Here is a 17,650-nt window from a genome sequence, read left to right as displayed (position 1 = left end):
AATCGTTCTAAATTAAACAGGTAAGCCGAATGTAATTTTAAAAAGAGTTTGCAAATAGCCGTAAGATTTCTATTTTTGCACTCTCCAAACGGTAGATGTAGCTCAGTTGGTTAGAGCATCGGTTTGTGGTACCGAGGGTCGTGGGTTCGAGCCCCATCATTTACCCTTTTCTAAAAAGCCTTTTTACAGTAGTAAAAGGGCTTTTTTTATGCCCTCTGGGTAGGTTTCTGATAAAAAATAATGTTCGTCACTTGTAAGCTGATGCGTTGTGTTTAAGACGAAAAATTGCCCATCTTGACGAAAATGTTTTACATCGAACTTATTTAGTACGACTTTAATCAAAGGTTTGGTTCTCAGACATCACAAAAGAGGAGACAGTACTTATAATATCAAGTATCGATTGACTCACAATAGAAAAGTAACTTACATTACCATCAATTATTTTGCTGGGAAAAGCAACTTGAAAAAGACTTTTCTGTAAAAGACAAGTTTTTGCTTTCTGTGATTTAAACCGAAATTGCAGAATACCGAATGAAATTGCTTGTGTTGGATGGCATGCCATACATCTGGATGTAACTCGATTGGCAAATCTCTTGCCTCCACCCGATAAAAATTTCGTAATTGATATTAGTCCATAAAAGGACATGAGAAATTGTGAAGAAATTGTGAAGATGTAACATTTTTGAGGTATTGATATTGTTTCTTGTACTTAAAGAACATAGTTTTATATCAACTTATCGACAATATATTAAATAATCTAAACCCTAATATCTAACTAAACCTATCACAACGATATGAATCTTTTTTCCCTTAGATTTTACTCAAAATCATCACATTTAATAGTGGCTTCACAGCTAAATAATCCAGGATATTTTTTAATGTGATAGCTATAACTCAATAACAAAGGAACCTCATCAGTGACCATGAATTGGGCTGATGTCAACAACCTTGATGCAGTTAAACTAAGCCTTTTTGGATTAAATCATGAAAATTAAGCACGCACACAAGGCTCGGCGTTGAACAAATTTCTCATGTTCAATGAACAACTGCAGGCAACCATATCTATAACAATAAACAAGCATTTACCAGAAATTCCGTCCGAACAAAAAATGATAAAAAAGAAATTGGATATGAGCGAGATGAAAGTGGATGGTTGGCACTGTATCTCATAGAAAATCAAAAATAATTAGAAGCAGAACATCAGATCAATCAAAGTCAAAGAAAATAAATTAAGAATATTAAATATCAGTTACAGGAAATAGTAGCAGGGGACTAGAAACCACTAAATCATATATCATCTGCTACTCATAAAAGTGCAACAATACCACTCATGTTTCATAAAACCGCTTTGTAAAAAAATGAAAAAAATACTCCTATCGATAGCGCTCCTTTGTTCTTTAAAAGAGGGTCACGGACAAGCTATATACTCCAGAGTTGGGAAAACCACGCCACCTGGTCCGACAGCCACATCATTAGGTGTCTATGGCAACTATCCAGTAAGTGATTTTCGGGGTGTGCCTGCCATCAATATTCCCTTGATTGATATCGAATTAAAAAAAACGAATTTGCCGCTTAGCCTAAGCTATGATGCTTCCGGTATTAAGGTAGATCAAATAGCAAGCTGGGTGGGCTTGGGTTGGTCTCTGAATTGTGGTGGAGTGGTTACCAGAAGTGTCGTTAACATAGCGGATGATTGTAACCATACCATCGATTATAATACAGGTATGCTTCATTATAATTATTACCAACCGGGCTTTGTTAACCCTCCTCCGCCTACGTTTGCAGTGGCCAAATTAGATATCAATACTACACAGCCGGAAAAAATGTCCGCCGATGTTAATCTTATTAGAAATTTTGGATTTGACACTGAACCAGATATCTTTTGTTTCAATTTTAATGGGAGAGCAGGTAAGTTCATTTTGAAGCCAAAGGATGATAATGTCACTGGCCCAAATGGCCGGCAGGTTTTGATGATACCTTATCAGGACCTCAAAATAGAATATAGTATGGCCCAGGACGGTTATGGAGGCGAGGATAATAATTACGGCTCGATTACCCAATTTATAATTACAGATACCAATGGAGATCGGTATTATTTTGATGTGCCTGAAAAATTATTCATGCATGTTTTTGGAAAGTTAGTTGGTACACCTGAAGATCCCGTTCAAGGTGTAGATCTCGGGGCTTTCAATGTCGATCCCTATGATATTACAGATCAAGAGTCAGGTGGCGGAACCGCCAGTGTTAGCTCAGATTATTACCAGTCCCAAGGGCCTATCTATACATCCTCCTGGTATCTATCCAAGATAGTTACTGCTCAAAAAGACACGGTTAACTTTACCTACGCCGATGAAACGTATATTTATGATCTTGCCAACAATACCCAGGCTATTAATTCGCCAATTAATCTCTCTGATGCCGATGGTTGCAACATCAAGCCAACTGATTTTAATAATGGAGTCGACTTTGGTCAGGAACGGGTTACCTCACATGTGTTTGGAAAGCGATTGACAGCGATAGAAGGAACCAGTTTTAAAATAACTTTTACGGGAGAAAACGCGCGACCTGATGTAAATGGGATGAACTCCCTTGATTATATCGATGTTTATTCCAAATCAAACGGGCAATTGAACCCCAACCCAATCAAAGAATTTCATTTGATTTATCACGTTATGGCCGACTTAACTAAACCTCAAAAGGTATTTGATGGAGACACCGTAAATGCTGCAAAATATGGTGATTCCAGGCTTCACCTTTTACTAAATACGCTTTCTGTTGGGGGGAATTCCGGAACCCCTATTTCATATTATTCTTTTGGCTATAATGAAACCATTCCTTTGCCTGATCGTTTTTCTTATCAAAAAGATTTCTGGGGCTATTTCAACAATAATAGCTGCAGCACCCCAATACCCAAATTGTATATTTATCCCAACGCGAGCACGGAGGATGGAGGACCAGTTGAGAACCAGTATAGTATCTTTAAGCAGGATCACTGGGGATCAGAACTGGTTCTTCCGGGAGCGGATAGGAACACAAATGCAGCGGCCATTCTTTCCGGCACACTTAAGAGTATAACATTTCCGACAGGGGGATATACACAGTTTACCTTCGAACCACATACCTTTAATTATAATGGCCATAATATTACTGGTGGTGGCTTGCGGCTAAAGCAATCCGTTGCTTATGATGGTGTAAATCACGCCAATGATATAATAAAAACCTATAGTTATTTAAACTCATCAGATAATGTAAATTCTAGCGGCGTTTTGTTCAATATGCCCATTTTTGCTTATAACGAAATGATTACTCATTACGATGACGGCACCATCAATACCTACCAGCGCAATACGATGCGCTCGGATATATCAAATAGCGTATTAAGCGGTTTTGACGGGGTTAATGTAGGTTATCGGGAAATTACCGAAACCCTGGCTGATAATAGCAAAACGATAAGAAAATATAGCGTACCCGGAGGTTTCGGGATATTAGGTGATTATAGTATTAATGGCTGTTTGGTTGATCAGTCCGGGTCATGTGATGGGCTGTTTACCGCTGTAGCGCCCATGCCTTTGCAGGTGTATGGTAATGATATCTATAACCCCAATTCTCCAGCTGTCTTATTTAGCTTATTAAATACCGGGGATGAGGGGGTACCCAATACTTTTCCGTTTGCACCCAATACCAACTATGACTGGAACCGCGGCCTTTTGCTCGATGAGACTTTTTTTAATGCTTCGGGAACTAAACTTAAAGAACATGCCTTCCAATATCAGCTATTTACCCCAAAAAATACAGGCCCTGTATGGGTCAGAGGTCTCAAAAGGGGGCGATTACGGAATTATGCTTTCTTCCATCAGGCCAACCCCGGAGTTAATTATACCGCAGGAATACCGCATTACAACGTTATTGCTGAATACCAGACCATCACCCAGGTAGCTAAAGTACCGTCAAGCGAAACGGTAACAGAGTTTTATACCAATAATAATGTGACAACTTCTAAATCATATACTTATAATTACAATAGCTTAAATCCAAATGTTGAAGAATCAGATCAAAGCAATGGTAAGCATTGGGTTACTCATCGGACCTTTGTAAAAGATATAGACCTCTCGCAAAGCTCAAGCCAGGTAGATTATCTGGGCTATCAGAATATGTTCAGCAATAATATTAATTCTTTGGTTGAGAGCTACACGCAACAGAGAAATGCAGATAACAGTTTGAGCACAGTTAGCGGGACCGTTATTACATACAAGCCGGACCTTCCGGTTCCGAGTATGTCTTATGTGTTTCACACCAATATGGCAGTGCCTAATTTTACCCAGGCAGTTGTTTCAACCTCCGGGATTTCCAAAGATGCCCACTACGATCTGGACCAAAGCTTAGACCAGTATGATACGGGAAATAATATAGAACAGGTAACTAATAAAGGCGTATCCAGCAATGCCTATCAATGGGGGTATAACAAACAATACCAAACAGTTCAGGTAAGCAATGCTTTAAAGAAAAATATTTTTTATACCGGATTTGAAGAAGGAGACGGGAATACAGCTTCTGGAGATGCCAAGACCGGCCATTATAGTTTTAACAATGCCAGTGGTTATTCCAAAGTGTTAACAGGCATCGACAATGGGACATATAAACTGAGTTACTGGCAAAAGAACGGGGGTAATTGGGTACTGCAAACCCTTTTTAATATAGCAGTCACAAATAATACCTATACTATTAACCTTAGCGGTCAAATAGATGATGTGCGTTTTTACCCAGCGGGGGCGCAGATGACCACGTATACCTACGATCCATTAGTGGGAATGACGAGTATGACAGACACGAAGAATGAGATCGTATATTATGAATACGATAGCTTTCAGCGATTGATTAATGTGAAAGATAAAGACGGGAACATTATCAAACACACAGATTATCATTATCAGGGCCAATAAGCATCCATCATAAACCTTATCAACATGATCATCATCTATCATCTATATAAAATCCGATTCAAAGGCTTGCTAATCGCAATGTTTCTTTTGCTATCGGCAATTAGCTCCCAAGCACAATACGTAACAACGAGCCAGTTGAGCGGAACCGCTGTGGCTCCTGGCCAATATTATAATTATAGCAGTATTTTCCTTGGCCCTGGTACAACAGTCACACCAGGAGCAGGTCAAAGTGTTAGGTTGTACATCGCCAATCCTGACTGCCAGCCACTGGCAAGTAGTTTTGATGCAAATCAGAACTATATTGTCACTTCTATTCCGCGTATAAGCGGGATGCAGAATACAGGTACGACACCAAACACAGGAGATCTTGCCAGCCGAAGCACCTGTGAATTGATGCAAACTGTACAGTATTTTGATGGATTGGGCCGTGCTCTGCAAACCGTACAGGTAAAGGGTTCGGCCTTGGGCAAGGATGTTGTTCTACCTATTGTCTATGATCCGTTAGGGCGGGAAGTACAGAAGTACCTGCCTTATGTGGTACAGGGTACTGCTGACGGGAGCTATAAAAGCACAGCGACCAGCGATCAGGGAACATTTTATAATAGTCCGCCATCTGGATCCGGCGTGTCACAAATCACAGCTCCGTATGCATTGACCAACTTTGAGCCCTCTCCACTAAACCGGGTAATAGAGCAGGGAGCGGCAGGAGCGGTTTGGCAACCGGTGCCTGGCAGTACCAGCGGACATACCAATAAGATAGATTATACCACCAATAATACCACTGCGCTGGGAGATGCCAACAGTTACCTGGCAAACTTGTATACGGTTACAATCAATAGCGACCAAAGCCGAAGCTTGAATTGGTTAAGCGGAACTACCTACGCCGCAGGCCAATTATATGTAACGGTAAGTAAAGATGAGAACTGGGTGAGCGGAAAAATAGGTACCACGGAAGAGTATAAGGATAAAGATAATCATGTGGTACTGAAGAGGACCTTTAACCAGATGGGTACAACTGTACAGGTATTGTCGACCTATTACGTATATGATGATTTGGGTAATCTGGCTTTTGTATTGCCGCCAGGTGCAACCCCAGATAACGGGCTAAATAGTACCAATAATCAATCCACCCTGGACAATCTGTGCTACCAGTATTGTTATGATGAACGGAACCGATTGACAGAGAAAAAACTGCCTGGCAAAGGCTGGGAGTTTATGGTATATAATACATTGGATCAGGTTATTTTTACCCAGGACGCAAACCAGCGTGCACAAACGCCGCAAATATGGACCTATATGCAATATGATGGGGTGGGCCGGGAAGTGATCCGGGGGCTGTGGAATTCAACCGGAGCTTCCGGGAGTAATGGAGATACGAATCTAAGCAAGCCGGATCATACGCTGAAGAACTGGCTGATCACCTGGGCCAATGCCCAGACCACATTATGGTTAAGTCCTGATGGAACTACACCTACAGGTTACAGTAACATTGATCCCAGGGGGACGGTACTCCAGGTAAATTACTATGATAATTATAATAATATGCCAGGTCTGCCGACCGGTTACCAGGTAAGCAGCGGCGTGAGCACGATGACTGATGGGTTGTTAACCGCAAGTAAAACCGTGGTCTTGAATACGGCGACCAATACGACTCCGGATTACCTGTGGACGGTACATTATTATGATGACCTGGGCAGAGAGACACGGACTTACCAACAGCATTACCTGGGTGGAACATCAAATGTATCCAATTTTGATGTGGTGCTCACTGCCTATAATTTTACTAATCAGGATACCTCCGTTAGCCGGCGACATTTTACTTCAGCGCTGATCGGTACCCCCAAGCTGACGATCAATAATACTTACAGATACGATCATATGGGGCGTAAAATACAAACCTTTGAACAGATCAATGGAGGACCGAATGTGCTGTTAAGCCAAACCGATTATAACGAGATCGGTCAGGTACTGACAAAGCACCTGCACGGAGCTTCTGGAGCAGCGCCATTCCTGCAAGACATCAATTATACCTATAACGAACGGGGCTGGTTAAAGAGCAGTACCTCTCCTTTGTTTGCTATGCAGTTAACTTACAACAGCGGCACTAATGGTAATACAGCTCCCTTCAATGGTAATATCAGTAATCAGACCTGGCAAATACAGGGTGGAGCAAGTAAGACGTATAATTACAGCTATGATGCACTAAACCGATTGACGGCAGGTATATACACCCCTTCCTCGGACAATTATAGCGAATCGGGGATAGATTATGACCTGGCGGGAAACATTCAGCATTTAACCAGAGGAGCACCTTCACTGCCCACGCCGCCAACTTATACGTATAACTATGCAGGAAACCAGTTGCAGTCAGTAAGCGGGTTAACCAATGGTATCTATACCTATGACTTCAATGGTAACGTGAAATTCGATGCCCGTACCCAAAAGACCGTCAGCACCTATAACCTACTGAACCTGCCACAGAATATAACGGGAACAGGTTTTAACCTGACATACACCTACGATGCAACAGGCCAAAAGTTACGAAAAAACAACGGGGCAACTACAACGGATTATATCAGTGGTATTCATTATGAAAATGGCAACATTATCTTTATCGAAACCGAAGAGGGGCGGGCGATCAACAGCGGCAGCAGTTATCTGTATGAATACAGCCTGACAGATCATTTGGGGAATACACGTTTAAGCTTCGATCAGAACTCAGCAACATCGATCAAACAGCAAGATGACTATTATCCTTTCGGGATGGAAATATCGAGGGGTACTACGGTGAGTCCGAAGAATGAGTACCTTTACAACAAGAAGGAATTGCAGGAAGAACTGGGGCAATACGATTACGGTGCCAGGTTCTATGATCCGGTGATTGCCAGATGGACGAGTGTAGATCCAAAGGCGGAAAAAATGAGACGGTGGTCGCCGTATAATTACGGTTTTAATAATCCGATACGATTTGTTGACCCGGATGGGATGGGGCCAGGTGATCCACCTTGGTATAAAGTAGCTTTTAATGCACTTATGAGATTATTAACCAATAAACCTTCGCCTGTACCAGACGATGTGCCAATGAGTAATCAGACAAGAAAAATAATTCAAACTACAAGTGAAGCAAGAGACGGAGCAATTGTAGTTAGGGGAGCTATTAAAGTAATTAGAAAGGGTGTTCCTCTAGCCATTCACCAGGTTGTTGCACCTGTAAAGAAAGCCGCGGTGACAGTGTCACCTGTTGCCCCAGAGGTATCAGTGCCTGTACTGGGCGCAGTCGGCGTTGCTGATAACGTTGCAAATGGAATGGATATTTTTAATCAACTTTATGATGGAAAATATGAAAATGCAGTTTTTTCTATTTTCTCTTATGGTGTATCAACCGTTACGGACAAGGTGTTAGACGGCGGAGTTAAGAAGAAAGTTATAAACGATACACAAAAGATATTAATTGGAGATAAGGTAGATAAAGCATTGGATAAGGCGAAAGAAAAAATAGAAGATAAAGAAAAATAAAATTAAAGAGTTGCATATCAATATATAAATGAAAATTATATTAGAAGGTTTGGCTTGTTTGGGCTTCGGAATACCCTTATTCATATATAGTATGAAACAAACCAATAATGGAAGCAAAATTTCTAGCGTATATGACTTTAATCTACTTCTATCATCAATAGTAATGATGTTAGGGGGGGTAGTGTTATTTTATGTAGGACTTAAACGTTTTTAATCAACGTCAGATGAAAAGAGTAATTTTTACAAACAAAACATTTCGCTCCCTTTTGATTAGTTATTTAAGTATTTTATTGATATATAATACTTATGTATCTATCAGGCTCTTTCTTTGGTCGGGCCTATTATCAATTTGCTTTGATATTATATTGCTGGTTTTAATTCTGATGAAAAATAGATATGCAAAAATATGTATTATACTTTGGGTGAGTATAGCCTTGATTTTCGCATTTGGCTTTGACGCAATAGCTGACTTACTAGATGGTTTTAATAATAATTTTAAAATAATAAAGTTTAACAGCTTTATATTTAATATTATACAAGTGATAATAGGTGTTCTGATTTTAGATTATACAAGAAGAACAGTAGTTATTTCTTCAGATGCTGACCTGAATCAAAATAGCGATATTAATAGCTTATAATTCTTCCACGACTATCGCAAGTGCCCCCGCTTGTGGTAACCTGGACAGGTAAACACAACAGAGAACCAACCACAGTGGTTGGTTTTTACTTTTTATAAGCTATTCGAGTCTTTGCATGTTATATAATCACCGGTAGGAAAATGAAATAACCGAAAATTAGACATGCTTGTCTTGTTCTCGCCATGTCACGGTGGTATTTTATGTAGTTAGTTGGCTGATATTCATTATCTGCATGGTGAAATTTATTGAAGCTTGATCTGCTTTTTCCACCTATAAATTTTTTTAAATCGATTTATAAGTTATATTAGCCTTTAAAGAATAGTATGATATAGAGCCTTGAACGATACTGAATTAATCACTTTACTTAGATCAGGAGATCGGGGAGCTTATACCGAAATTTATCGTCGCTATAAAGGCATTTTACTTATACATGCTTATAAAAAGCTTGGAGATTTTGAAGAGGCTAAAGATATAGTACAGGAAACTTTCTCTTTTTTGTGGAAAGACAGGGGTGAAATACCTGATACAAAAAATCTCGCCGGGTTTTTGTATACCGTTGTTCGTAATAAAATATTAAATTACATTGAGCATAAAAAGGTTGAATCGAAATATGCTTCTTCATTTATACAATTTGTTGCAGACGAAAATCATTTAACCGACTTTTTGATACGGGAAAAAGAGCTGGTAGCTCTTATAGATAAAGAGATTAATGCCCTTCCTGAAAAAATGAAGGAAGTTTTTGTTTTAAGCAGAAAAGGGAATCTTTCTCACAAAGAAATTGCGGAAAAATTAAATATTTCTGTATTTACCGTAAAAAATCACATCAAAAGTGCCTTAAAAATGCTACGGCCTAAATTTGAACTGTTAATTATGGTTGGAATTTTATTGAATTTATACTAAATGTTAAATTTTTATTAAATCAACTAGCCCCTGGGTGGGGATATAACTGTCTTACAGTTATATTTTACACCAATGGGGAATGAATATCGAGGATTTTAAAAAATTATTACACCGATACAACGCCGGAAAATGCACCGAGGCTGAAAAAACGTTGCTTGAATCCTGGTACAGCGAATTTGAATTCCAAAAATTGCCTGAACTGACTAATGATCAATTAGCCGAGATACTTTCCATTCAAACAGCCTTACCTCAACGAAAAATCAAATCATTAATCCCCTGGATAACTTCGGCAGCTGCCGTTTTGTTGTTTTGTTTATCGATAGGCAGTTATTTCTTATGGCATAAACACCGCTTACCGCAGGGGGTAGAAAAATATACTTATAATGTTCCGCCAGGAAGTGATAAGGCGATTTTAACACTCGCAAATGGAAAAAAAGTGGTTCTATCTGCCAATCAGGTTGGGAAATTGGCAGAACAAGGTGGCGTAGCCGTAGACAGAACAGCAGATGGAAAAGTGCTTTATACTGCTTCTGAAAAACAGGATCCAACAGTTGTCATGTTATACAATACCCTCAGTACACCGCGGGGTGGTCAATACAGTTTGGTACTGGCCGATGGTACTAAAGTTTGGCTTAACGCGGCTTCCTCCATAAAATACCCCGTAGCTTTTAATGGCGACGAAAGGAAAGTTGAAATTACCGGCGAAGCTTATTTCGAAGTGGTACACAACGCTGCTAAACCCTTTAGAATTATAGCAGGAAATCAGGTTATTGAAGATTTAGGTACGCAGTTTAATGTAAATAGCTATGTTGATGAACCGCTTACAAAAGTGACGCTGATAGCAGGAAGTGTTAAGATCAGTGGAAATAAAGAAAACATTATCCTAAAGCCAGGCCAGCAATCACAATTTCCAAACCAGCCCACAAATCAGGGTATAAGAATTACGGATAATGCCGATGTGGCAGAAGTCCTGGCCTGGAAAAATGGATTGTTCAAATTTCATAAAGCCAGTTTATCGACAGTAATGCGCCAGCTTTCAAGATGGTATAATGTGAATGTGAATTATGAGGGTAAGATACCTGACGTTGAGTTTTCTGGTGAAATTACCAGGAATGTTAATATGTCTGAGGTGTTGGATATATTAAGTTATTTAAAGGTACACTTCAAAATGAAACAGAATAACCAGGATATAACAATAACGGTTACCGAATGATCAATTAACTTAATTAAAAACTAAAAAACAGATTATGGAAAAATAACTACCAAGCTTCCTAAAAGGTAATCAAAAAAAGCGCAGAAGTGTTCGAGCACCCCTGCGCAATGTTGGATTAACCCTCCCTTACGGGAAAAAGAATTGTTTCGCTATTCCATGTATTAACCCAAACTAAACAAATGTAATGAATTTTTATTCGTTTATTCTTGCTGTGCCCAAGGCATGGTATTTCCGCAAATTTTTAAAAGTTATGAAATTAACCACCTTTTTGATGGTTATTACGCTTCTTCAGACGAGCGCCAAAGGATTTAGCCAGATCAGTTTACAAGAAACCAATGCTCCACTTGAAAAAGTCCTGCGATCGGTCAGTGACCAATCTGGGTATCATTTTTTTTATAATGAAAAGGAACTGGCTAATAAAACTATTAGTATCCGTTTAAAAGACGCTACTATTGAAAAAGCTTTACATGACTGTTTCGATAAAATGTCCCTTAGCTTTAAAGTTATTGGCAAAAATATTATCGTTACATCCAATACTCCTTTAGTTCAGGATGAGCTAATTACGGTAAAGGGCACAGTGCTTTTGCGACGGCAAAATGGTAAAGACGAAAAAGGCGCAGGCGTAACCATCACAGAAAAAGGTTTAAATAACGGAACTCAAACCGATGCTAATGGACAGTTTACGCTGCGGGTTCACAAGGGGGCCAAACTGCTATTTTCGATGCTGGGTTATAAAAAGGCGGAAATAGAAGTTTCTGCGGAAAACGCAACATTGTCTGTTAGACTGGAAGAAGACGCTGCCGCTTTGAAAGAGGTAGTGGTAACTGGTTATCAAACACTTGACAAAAATAAGTTTACCGGTGCCGCAGCCAGATTAAAGGCTGAAGACATTAAAATGAATGGTACAACTGATGTTAGCCGTTTGCTGGAGGGTAAGGTAGCGGGTGTTTCCGTACAAAACGTATCCGGTACATTTGGGTCTGCCCCTAAAATCAGGATCAGAGGGGTTACTTCACTTACCGGTGCCAATAAACCTTTATGGGTTGTAGATGGCGTTGTGCTGGAGGATGTAATCAATGTGACCAATGACCAGCTATCCAGTGGTGATGCTTCTACGCTTCTCGGTTCATCTGTTGCCGGTTTAAACGTTAATGATATTGATGACATTTATATTTTAAAGGATGTGGCAGCAGCCTCGCTGTATGGTGCCAGGGCCATGAATGGGGTGGTGGTTATTAATACCAAAAAAGGCAAGTCCGGTCCTTTACAAGTAAGCTATACCGGTAATTTTAGCTCCTCATTGCGCCCCAGCTACAACAACTTTAATATTATGAATTCGGCCGAACAGATGAGTGTTTACTCAGAGATGTACGGCAAAGGGATGCTCAATGTGGGTGATATCGGTAATAATCCTGATAGGGGTATATATGGTAAAATGTACGATGCATTACAGTATGACCCAGACACAAAAACCTTTGGTTTGTTAAATACCCCCGATGCCCGCAACGCTTTTTTAAAACGTTATGCAGAAGCCAATACCAATTGGTTCAAAGTGCTGTTCCGTAACTCTTTAGTGCAAGAACATGCACTTAGCTTTTCGAGCGGTTCTGATAAAGCACAATCTTATACCTCCGTAAGTTTTTTAAATGATAACGGATGGACTATAGCCGATAAGGTAAAGCGTTACACGGTTAACTCACAAAATAATTACGCTATTTCTGATAAGGTTAAAGTTGGTATCATAACCACGGCATCATTAAGGCAACAGGATGCGCCCGGTACTGTTAATCGTGCCTCCGATCCGGTTTATGGCCAGTTAACCCGAAGCTTTGATATTAATCCATATAATTTTGCGCTAACTACCAGCAGGGCTATTACGCCATACGACAGCCAGGGGAACCTGGAGTATTTTACGCGTAATTACGCTCCTTTTAATATTATTAATGAATTGCAGAACAACAAGATCAGGCTTACTGCTCTTGATGTTAAACTGCAAACCAATCTGTCATACCAGATAAGCAAATATTTAAGATATGATCTTCTGGGAGCGTTCAGATATGTAAAAACTACCCAGGAAAACCTGGTGAACGAAAACTCTAACCAGGCCAATGCCTACCGGGCTTATATCAACCCAACTATAGCTCAGGGTAATAGTTTTCTTTATAGAGATCCTGATTTTCCTAATAATGAGCCTGTTGTGGTGCTGCCATCTGGTGGTCTTTATAACCGTACAGAAAATTCATTATCGAGTTACGATGTAAGAAATCATTTATCCTATGTCAGAGATTTTGGGAAGAGTAACATTAATATCCTGTTAGGACAGGAAATAAAATATGCCGAGCGGCAAAACGCCTTTAACAATGGCTATGGCTACCAATATGATTATGGAGGTACTGTTTTGGTTGACTCACGTATTATTAAAAAAGGAACCGAGCAAAATGACCCATATTTTGGCATGGGTTACACCTATGATCGCTTTGCATCTTACTATTCAAATATAAATTATACCTATAATGAGCGCTATACACTAACCGGTTCCATTCGATATGATGGTTCCAACCAGTTTGGAATAGGAAGTAACCTGCACTGGCTGCCAACCTGGAGCCTAAGCGGTGCCTGGAATATAGATAGGGAAGACTTTATGCAAAATGTATCCAGCATCAGTCTTCTTAAATTGCGGGCAAGTTATGGCTTGTCTGCTGCTCCGGGAGTGGCAACAAATTCGTCGGTTGTTTTGCAAACCCAAAATACACTCAGACAATATACTTCGGATATTGAATCTGGTATTTATATCAAAGATCTCCAAAACTCTGATCTTACTTTCGAAAAACAATATTCGGGCAATATTGGGGTAGATGCAGGCTTTTTTAATGGAAGGCTTACCCTTACTGCCGATGTGTATCGCAAGAGAGGGTTTGATCTTATCGGTTTCATCCGTACAAGTGGTATAGGCGGCCAGGAGATAAAACAAGGAAACTATGGCAACCTTAGCTCACACGGTTATGAGTTTACTATTGGTGGTGATATCATCAAGCAGAAAAAATGGGGATGGAAATCAACTTTTATATTTAGTTACAACACCAACAAAATAACCAATTATAAAAATACCCCAATTATTTTTGATCAGCTTGCGCCTGCGGGAGCTAATCAGCTAGGTTATCCGGTAAGCTCCCTGTTCTCACTTGATTTTAAAGGGCTCGACCATTATACCGGTATCCCGAAGTTTGTGAACGAAGCCGGACAAACAGGATACGCTGTTAATTTACAATCAAACGTAACTAAGTATCTGAAATATGAGGGTCCGGTTGATCCGCCTTATACAGGTGGTTTTACCAATAGCTTCCGCTACGGCCCTGTTTCGTTAACAGTACAGCTCACCTACCAGGCGGGTAATAAAATACGACTAAACCCAGCATTTAAATCTAAATACACCGATCTGGATGCTTTTCCAAGAGAATTTAACAACAGATGGGAAGTGCCTGGCGATGAAACAAAAACCAATGTACCTTCTATACTTGATGCCGAAACTTATTACACTGTAAATCAAGATGCATACCCTTATAATAATTATAATTTTTCATCGGCAAGGGTAGCAAACGGTGGTTTTGTCAGAATAAAATATGTGGCTTTCACCTACCAGCTTCCGGTAGATTTTGCCAGGCGGATAGGCATGAGTAATGCTTCGGTTACGGCCTCGGGTACAAACCTGTGGCTTCTTTTCGCCGATAAAAATCTTTATGGACAGGATCCTGAATTTTTTAACGCCGGCGGTGTGGCCCAGCCATTGCAAAAACAATTGGTACTTTCTTTAAAAGTTGGATTTTAAAAAATACATCAAACATTATGAAATTAGTTTTAAAACAACATATACCAGCTCATAGAACCGCCGCTGCTGCGTTATCAAAAGCAAGTGGCAATACATCTATGAGAAGTTTGCTAATGCTCGTTGTTGCATTGGTAAGCACCATCACATTGGCATCATGTAATAAATACCTGGATAAACAACCCGATAACCGTACCACACTGGATAACCCAACCAAAGTGTCGCAGTTACTTACTTCTGCATATCCTGCAGCTGATTACATCAGTTTTTGTGAATCGCTGTCTGATAACAGCGGCGACAGAGGATATGCTACTCAGGGTTCACTTGATCCACTTATAAACGAAAATGCCTACAAGTACATTGATTATCCTTCAAATATTTCAGGATCATCAGACAATTACTGGCTGGGTTGTTATAACGCGATAGCCGCCGCTAACCAGGCGCTTGACGCTTGTAATAAAGCTGCAAACCCGCTGCCGTATCAACCTTATAAAGGCGAGGCTCTGCTGGCCAGGGCTTACGCACATTTTATGCTGGTATCGCTTTATGCTAAAACTTATAACCCGGCTACCGCAGCTACTGACCCGGGAATACCTTATGTAACGGAGCCGGAAACTCAATTGCTTAAAAAATATGATCGTAAAACGGTGGCCTATGTCTACGACATGATTGAGAAGGATATACTTGCAGGTATACCACTACTAGACGATAATGCTTATCAGGTACCTTCTTTCAGGTTTACAACAACGGCTGCGCATGCCTTTGCAGCCAGATTTTACTTGTTTAAACAACAGTATGATAAAGTGGTTCAGCAAGCAGATCTGGCTTTTCCGGGTAATACGACCATTAACTATTTAAGACCCTGGAATACGGTTTACAAACCAATCACCGACCTTGACTTCAGGGCTTTATACACCAAATCAACCCAAAAGGCCAACCTGTTGCTGGCTACTACAGCCTCCTACTGGGCCAGAGATTGGCAAAATTTCAGATATGGTCTTAATGCAAATATCAGGATTGATATTGTTAAAATACCAGGAATTGTAAATGGCTCCCTGGCTGTAGATATAAGGAGTTACGGAGCATCCGGACAAATGAAAGGGCTAAATAAGTTCTTGGAAAACTTTATCTATGTACAAGGCAGTACTCAAATAGGCAACGGCTACATATATATCCCTTTATTAAGCAGCGGCGAAGTTTTATTTAACAGGGCCGAGGCATTGGTTATGCAGGGAAATTATGACGCTGCTGTTAGCAGTTTGAACACTTATTTAAGTACAATCATTAATAATTATGACCCTGCTGCCAATAGCCTTACCATAGCTAAAGCCCTGGCATATTATAAAACAAGCTCTACCAAAGATGCCCTGATCAGTACCATTCTTGACTTAAAACGCTATGAATATGTAGATGAAGGAATGCGTTGGTTTGATATTTTGAGGTATCATTTGCCGGTAACGCATACCATACTTGATAATTCAGGCAAAGAAGTAGAACGCTACACGCTTACAGCCGATGACCCGCGCAAGGTAATGCAAATTCCGCAAACCTCGCAAAGCCAGGCTGGTCTTGCGCCTAACCCGCGTTGATGCTACATAATAGGAGTAATCTAATAATGAGGCTTAGAACATTGAACAATATTTAATTCTAATAAAAAAATAGTATTAAGATGAAAGACAGAAAATACTTAGTCCTTTTTTTGCTCACGATATTTTTCTTTTCGTGTAAAAAGGATAACAAACTGGTATTGCAAGACAATTATTTAGGGAACGAAACTACCGGTAAAACAGCTATTGATATCTATTTAAATACTCAGTTTGTAAAACCCTATAACATTGATGTTAAATACAAATGGGATCAATCATTATTTGACCAGCAATATGTTTTGGTGCCACCTCAGGAGACTAATATTATGCCTTTTATGGAGGGCGTTAAACAAGCCTGGCTTGATCCGTACAATGCCGAAACCGGCAGCGATGTATTCATGAAAATATATACCCCTAAACAAATAATCTTATCTGGAAGTGCCGAAATAAATACCGATGGTACCGAGGTACTGGGTGAAGCATCGGGAGGTCTCACTATTTTATTGACCAATGTTAATGGTACAGATTTAAAAGATGTAGGTGCAGTAACACAATTAGTGCATGTGATTAACCACGAATTTACCCACATCCTTAACCAGAAAAAAGTGATACCAATTGAATATGCCAAGGTATCTGCCGGGGATTACAGCGGAAACTGGGCTACTGCCAAGGAGATCCCATTACAATTGGGCTTTATTTCGGCATATGCAAGGGATAAATATACCGAGGATATTGCCGAAATGGTTTCATGGATGCTTACCTGGGGTAAGGATGGATATGAGGCTTATTTGAACAAAACCATCATTGACCCTACCGATCCCGCTAAAAAACGACTTATCCCTGATCCGGCTTATGCTGCCGGCATCGCTAAGATGAGGCAAAAAGAAGCTATTGTAGTAGATTATTTTAAGAAGAATTTTAACATTGATTTTTACAGTTTACAAACACGGGTACATGCTTCTATTGCAGCCATAAGCAATTAAATGATAACCGGTTTTAATGACGCGCAAAGCGTTGAGTGTACTGTGAAATAA

8 protein-coding genes and 1 tRNA gene are annotated in these 17,650 nt (G+C 39.9%); all 9 read left to right on the top strand.

Going from position 1 to position 17,650, the window contains the following annotated elements:
- The first annotated feature begins 91 nt into the window (after positions 1 to 91).
- The 9 genes from G7092_RS11170 to G7092_RS11130 all read left to right on the top strand — a co-directional run bounded on the left by G7092_RS11170 (position 92) and on the right by G7092_RS11130 (position 17,599).
- A tRNA-His gene (locus G7092_RS11170) sits at positions 92 to 165 on the top strand.
- Between the two features lie 1,193 nt (positions 166 to 1,358).
- Positions 1,359 to 4,940, top strand: a complete 3,582-nt coding sequence (locus tag G7092_RS11165) for an RHS repeat domain-containing protein (protein WP_166089198.1) — start codon at positions 1,359 to 1,361, stop codon at positions 4,938 to 4,940.
- Between the two features lie 135 nt (positions 4,941 to 5,075).
- On the top strand, positions 5,076 to 8,456 hold the full coding sequence (locus tag G7092_RS11160; protein ID WP_166089196.1) for a DUF6443 domain-containing protein: 3,381 nt from the start codon (positions 5,076 to 5,078) through the stop codon (positions 8,454 to 8,456).
- Positions 8,457 to 8,839: 383 nt separating this feature from the next.
- Positions 8,840 to 9,094, top strand: a complete 255-nt coding sequence (locus G7092_RS11155) for a hypothetical protein (protein ID WP_166089194.1) — start codon at positions 8,840 to 8,842, stop codon at positions 9,092 to 9,094.
- A 336-nt stretch (positions 9,095 to 9,430) separates the two neighbouring features.
- Positions 9,431 to 9,994, top strand: a complete 564-nt coding sequence (locus tag G7092_RS11150; RefSeq protein ID WP_166089192.1) for an RNA polymerase sigma factor — start codon at positions 9,431 to 9,433, stop codon at positions 9,992 to 9,994.
- A 79-nt stretch (positions 9,995 to 10,073) separates the two neighbouring features.
- Complete coding sequence (locus tag G7092_RS11145; RefSeq protein WP_166089190.1) at positions 10,074 to 11,207, top strand: FecR family protein; 1,134 nt, start codon at positions 10,074 to 10,076, stop codon at positions 11,205 to 11,207.
- 250 nt (positions 11,208 to 11,457) lie between these two features.
- Positions 11,458 to 15,033 (top strand): SusC/RagA family TonB-linked outer membrane protein, encoded by a 3,576-nt coding sequence (locus G7092_RS11140; protein ID WP_166089188.1) that lies wholly within the window; start codon positions 11,458 to 11,460, stop codon positions 15,031 to 15,033.
- 17 nt (positions 15,034 to 15,050) lie between these two features.
- Complete coding sequence (locus G7092_RS11135) at positions 15,051 to 16,619, top strand: RagB/SusD family nutrient uptake outer membrane protein (protein ID WP_202985256.1); 1,569 nt, start codon at positions 15,051 to 15,053, stop codon at positions 16,617 to 16,619.
- A gap of 80 nt (positions 16,620 to 16,699) precedes the next feature.
- Entirely contained in the window at positions 16,700 to 17,599 is a 900-nt protein-coding gene (locus tag G7092_RS11130) for a substrate import-associated zinc metallohydrolase lipoprotein (protein ID WP_166089186.1), read from the top strand.
- The last annotated feature ends 51 nt before the right edge of the window (positions 17,600 to 17,650 follow it).

Origin of the sequence: Mucilaginibacter inviolabilis (assembly GCF_011089895.1) — a bacterium.
GTDB classification, from domain to species: domain Bacteria; phylum Bacteroidota; class Bacteroidia; order Sphingobacteriales; family Sphingobacteriaceae; genus Mucilaginibacter; species Mucilaginibacter inviolabilis.
The sequence above is the reverse complement of the archived record's forward strand: the minus strand, read 5'-3'. Positions and strand labels throughout refer to the sequence as shown.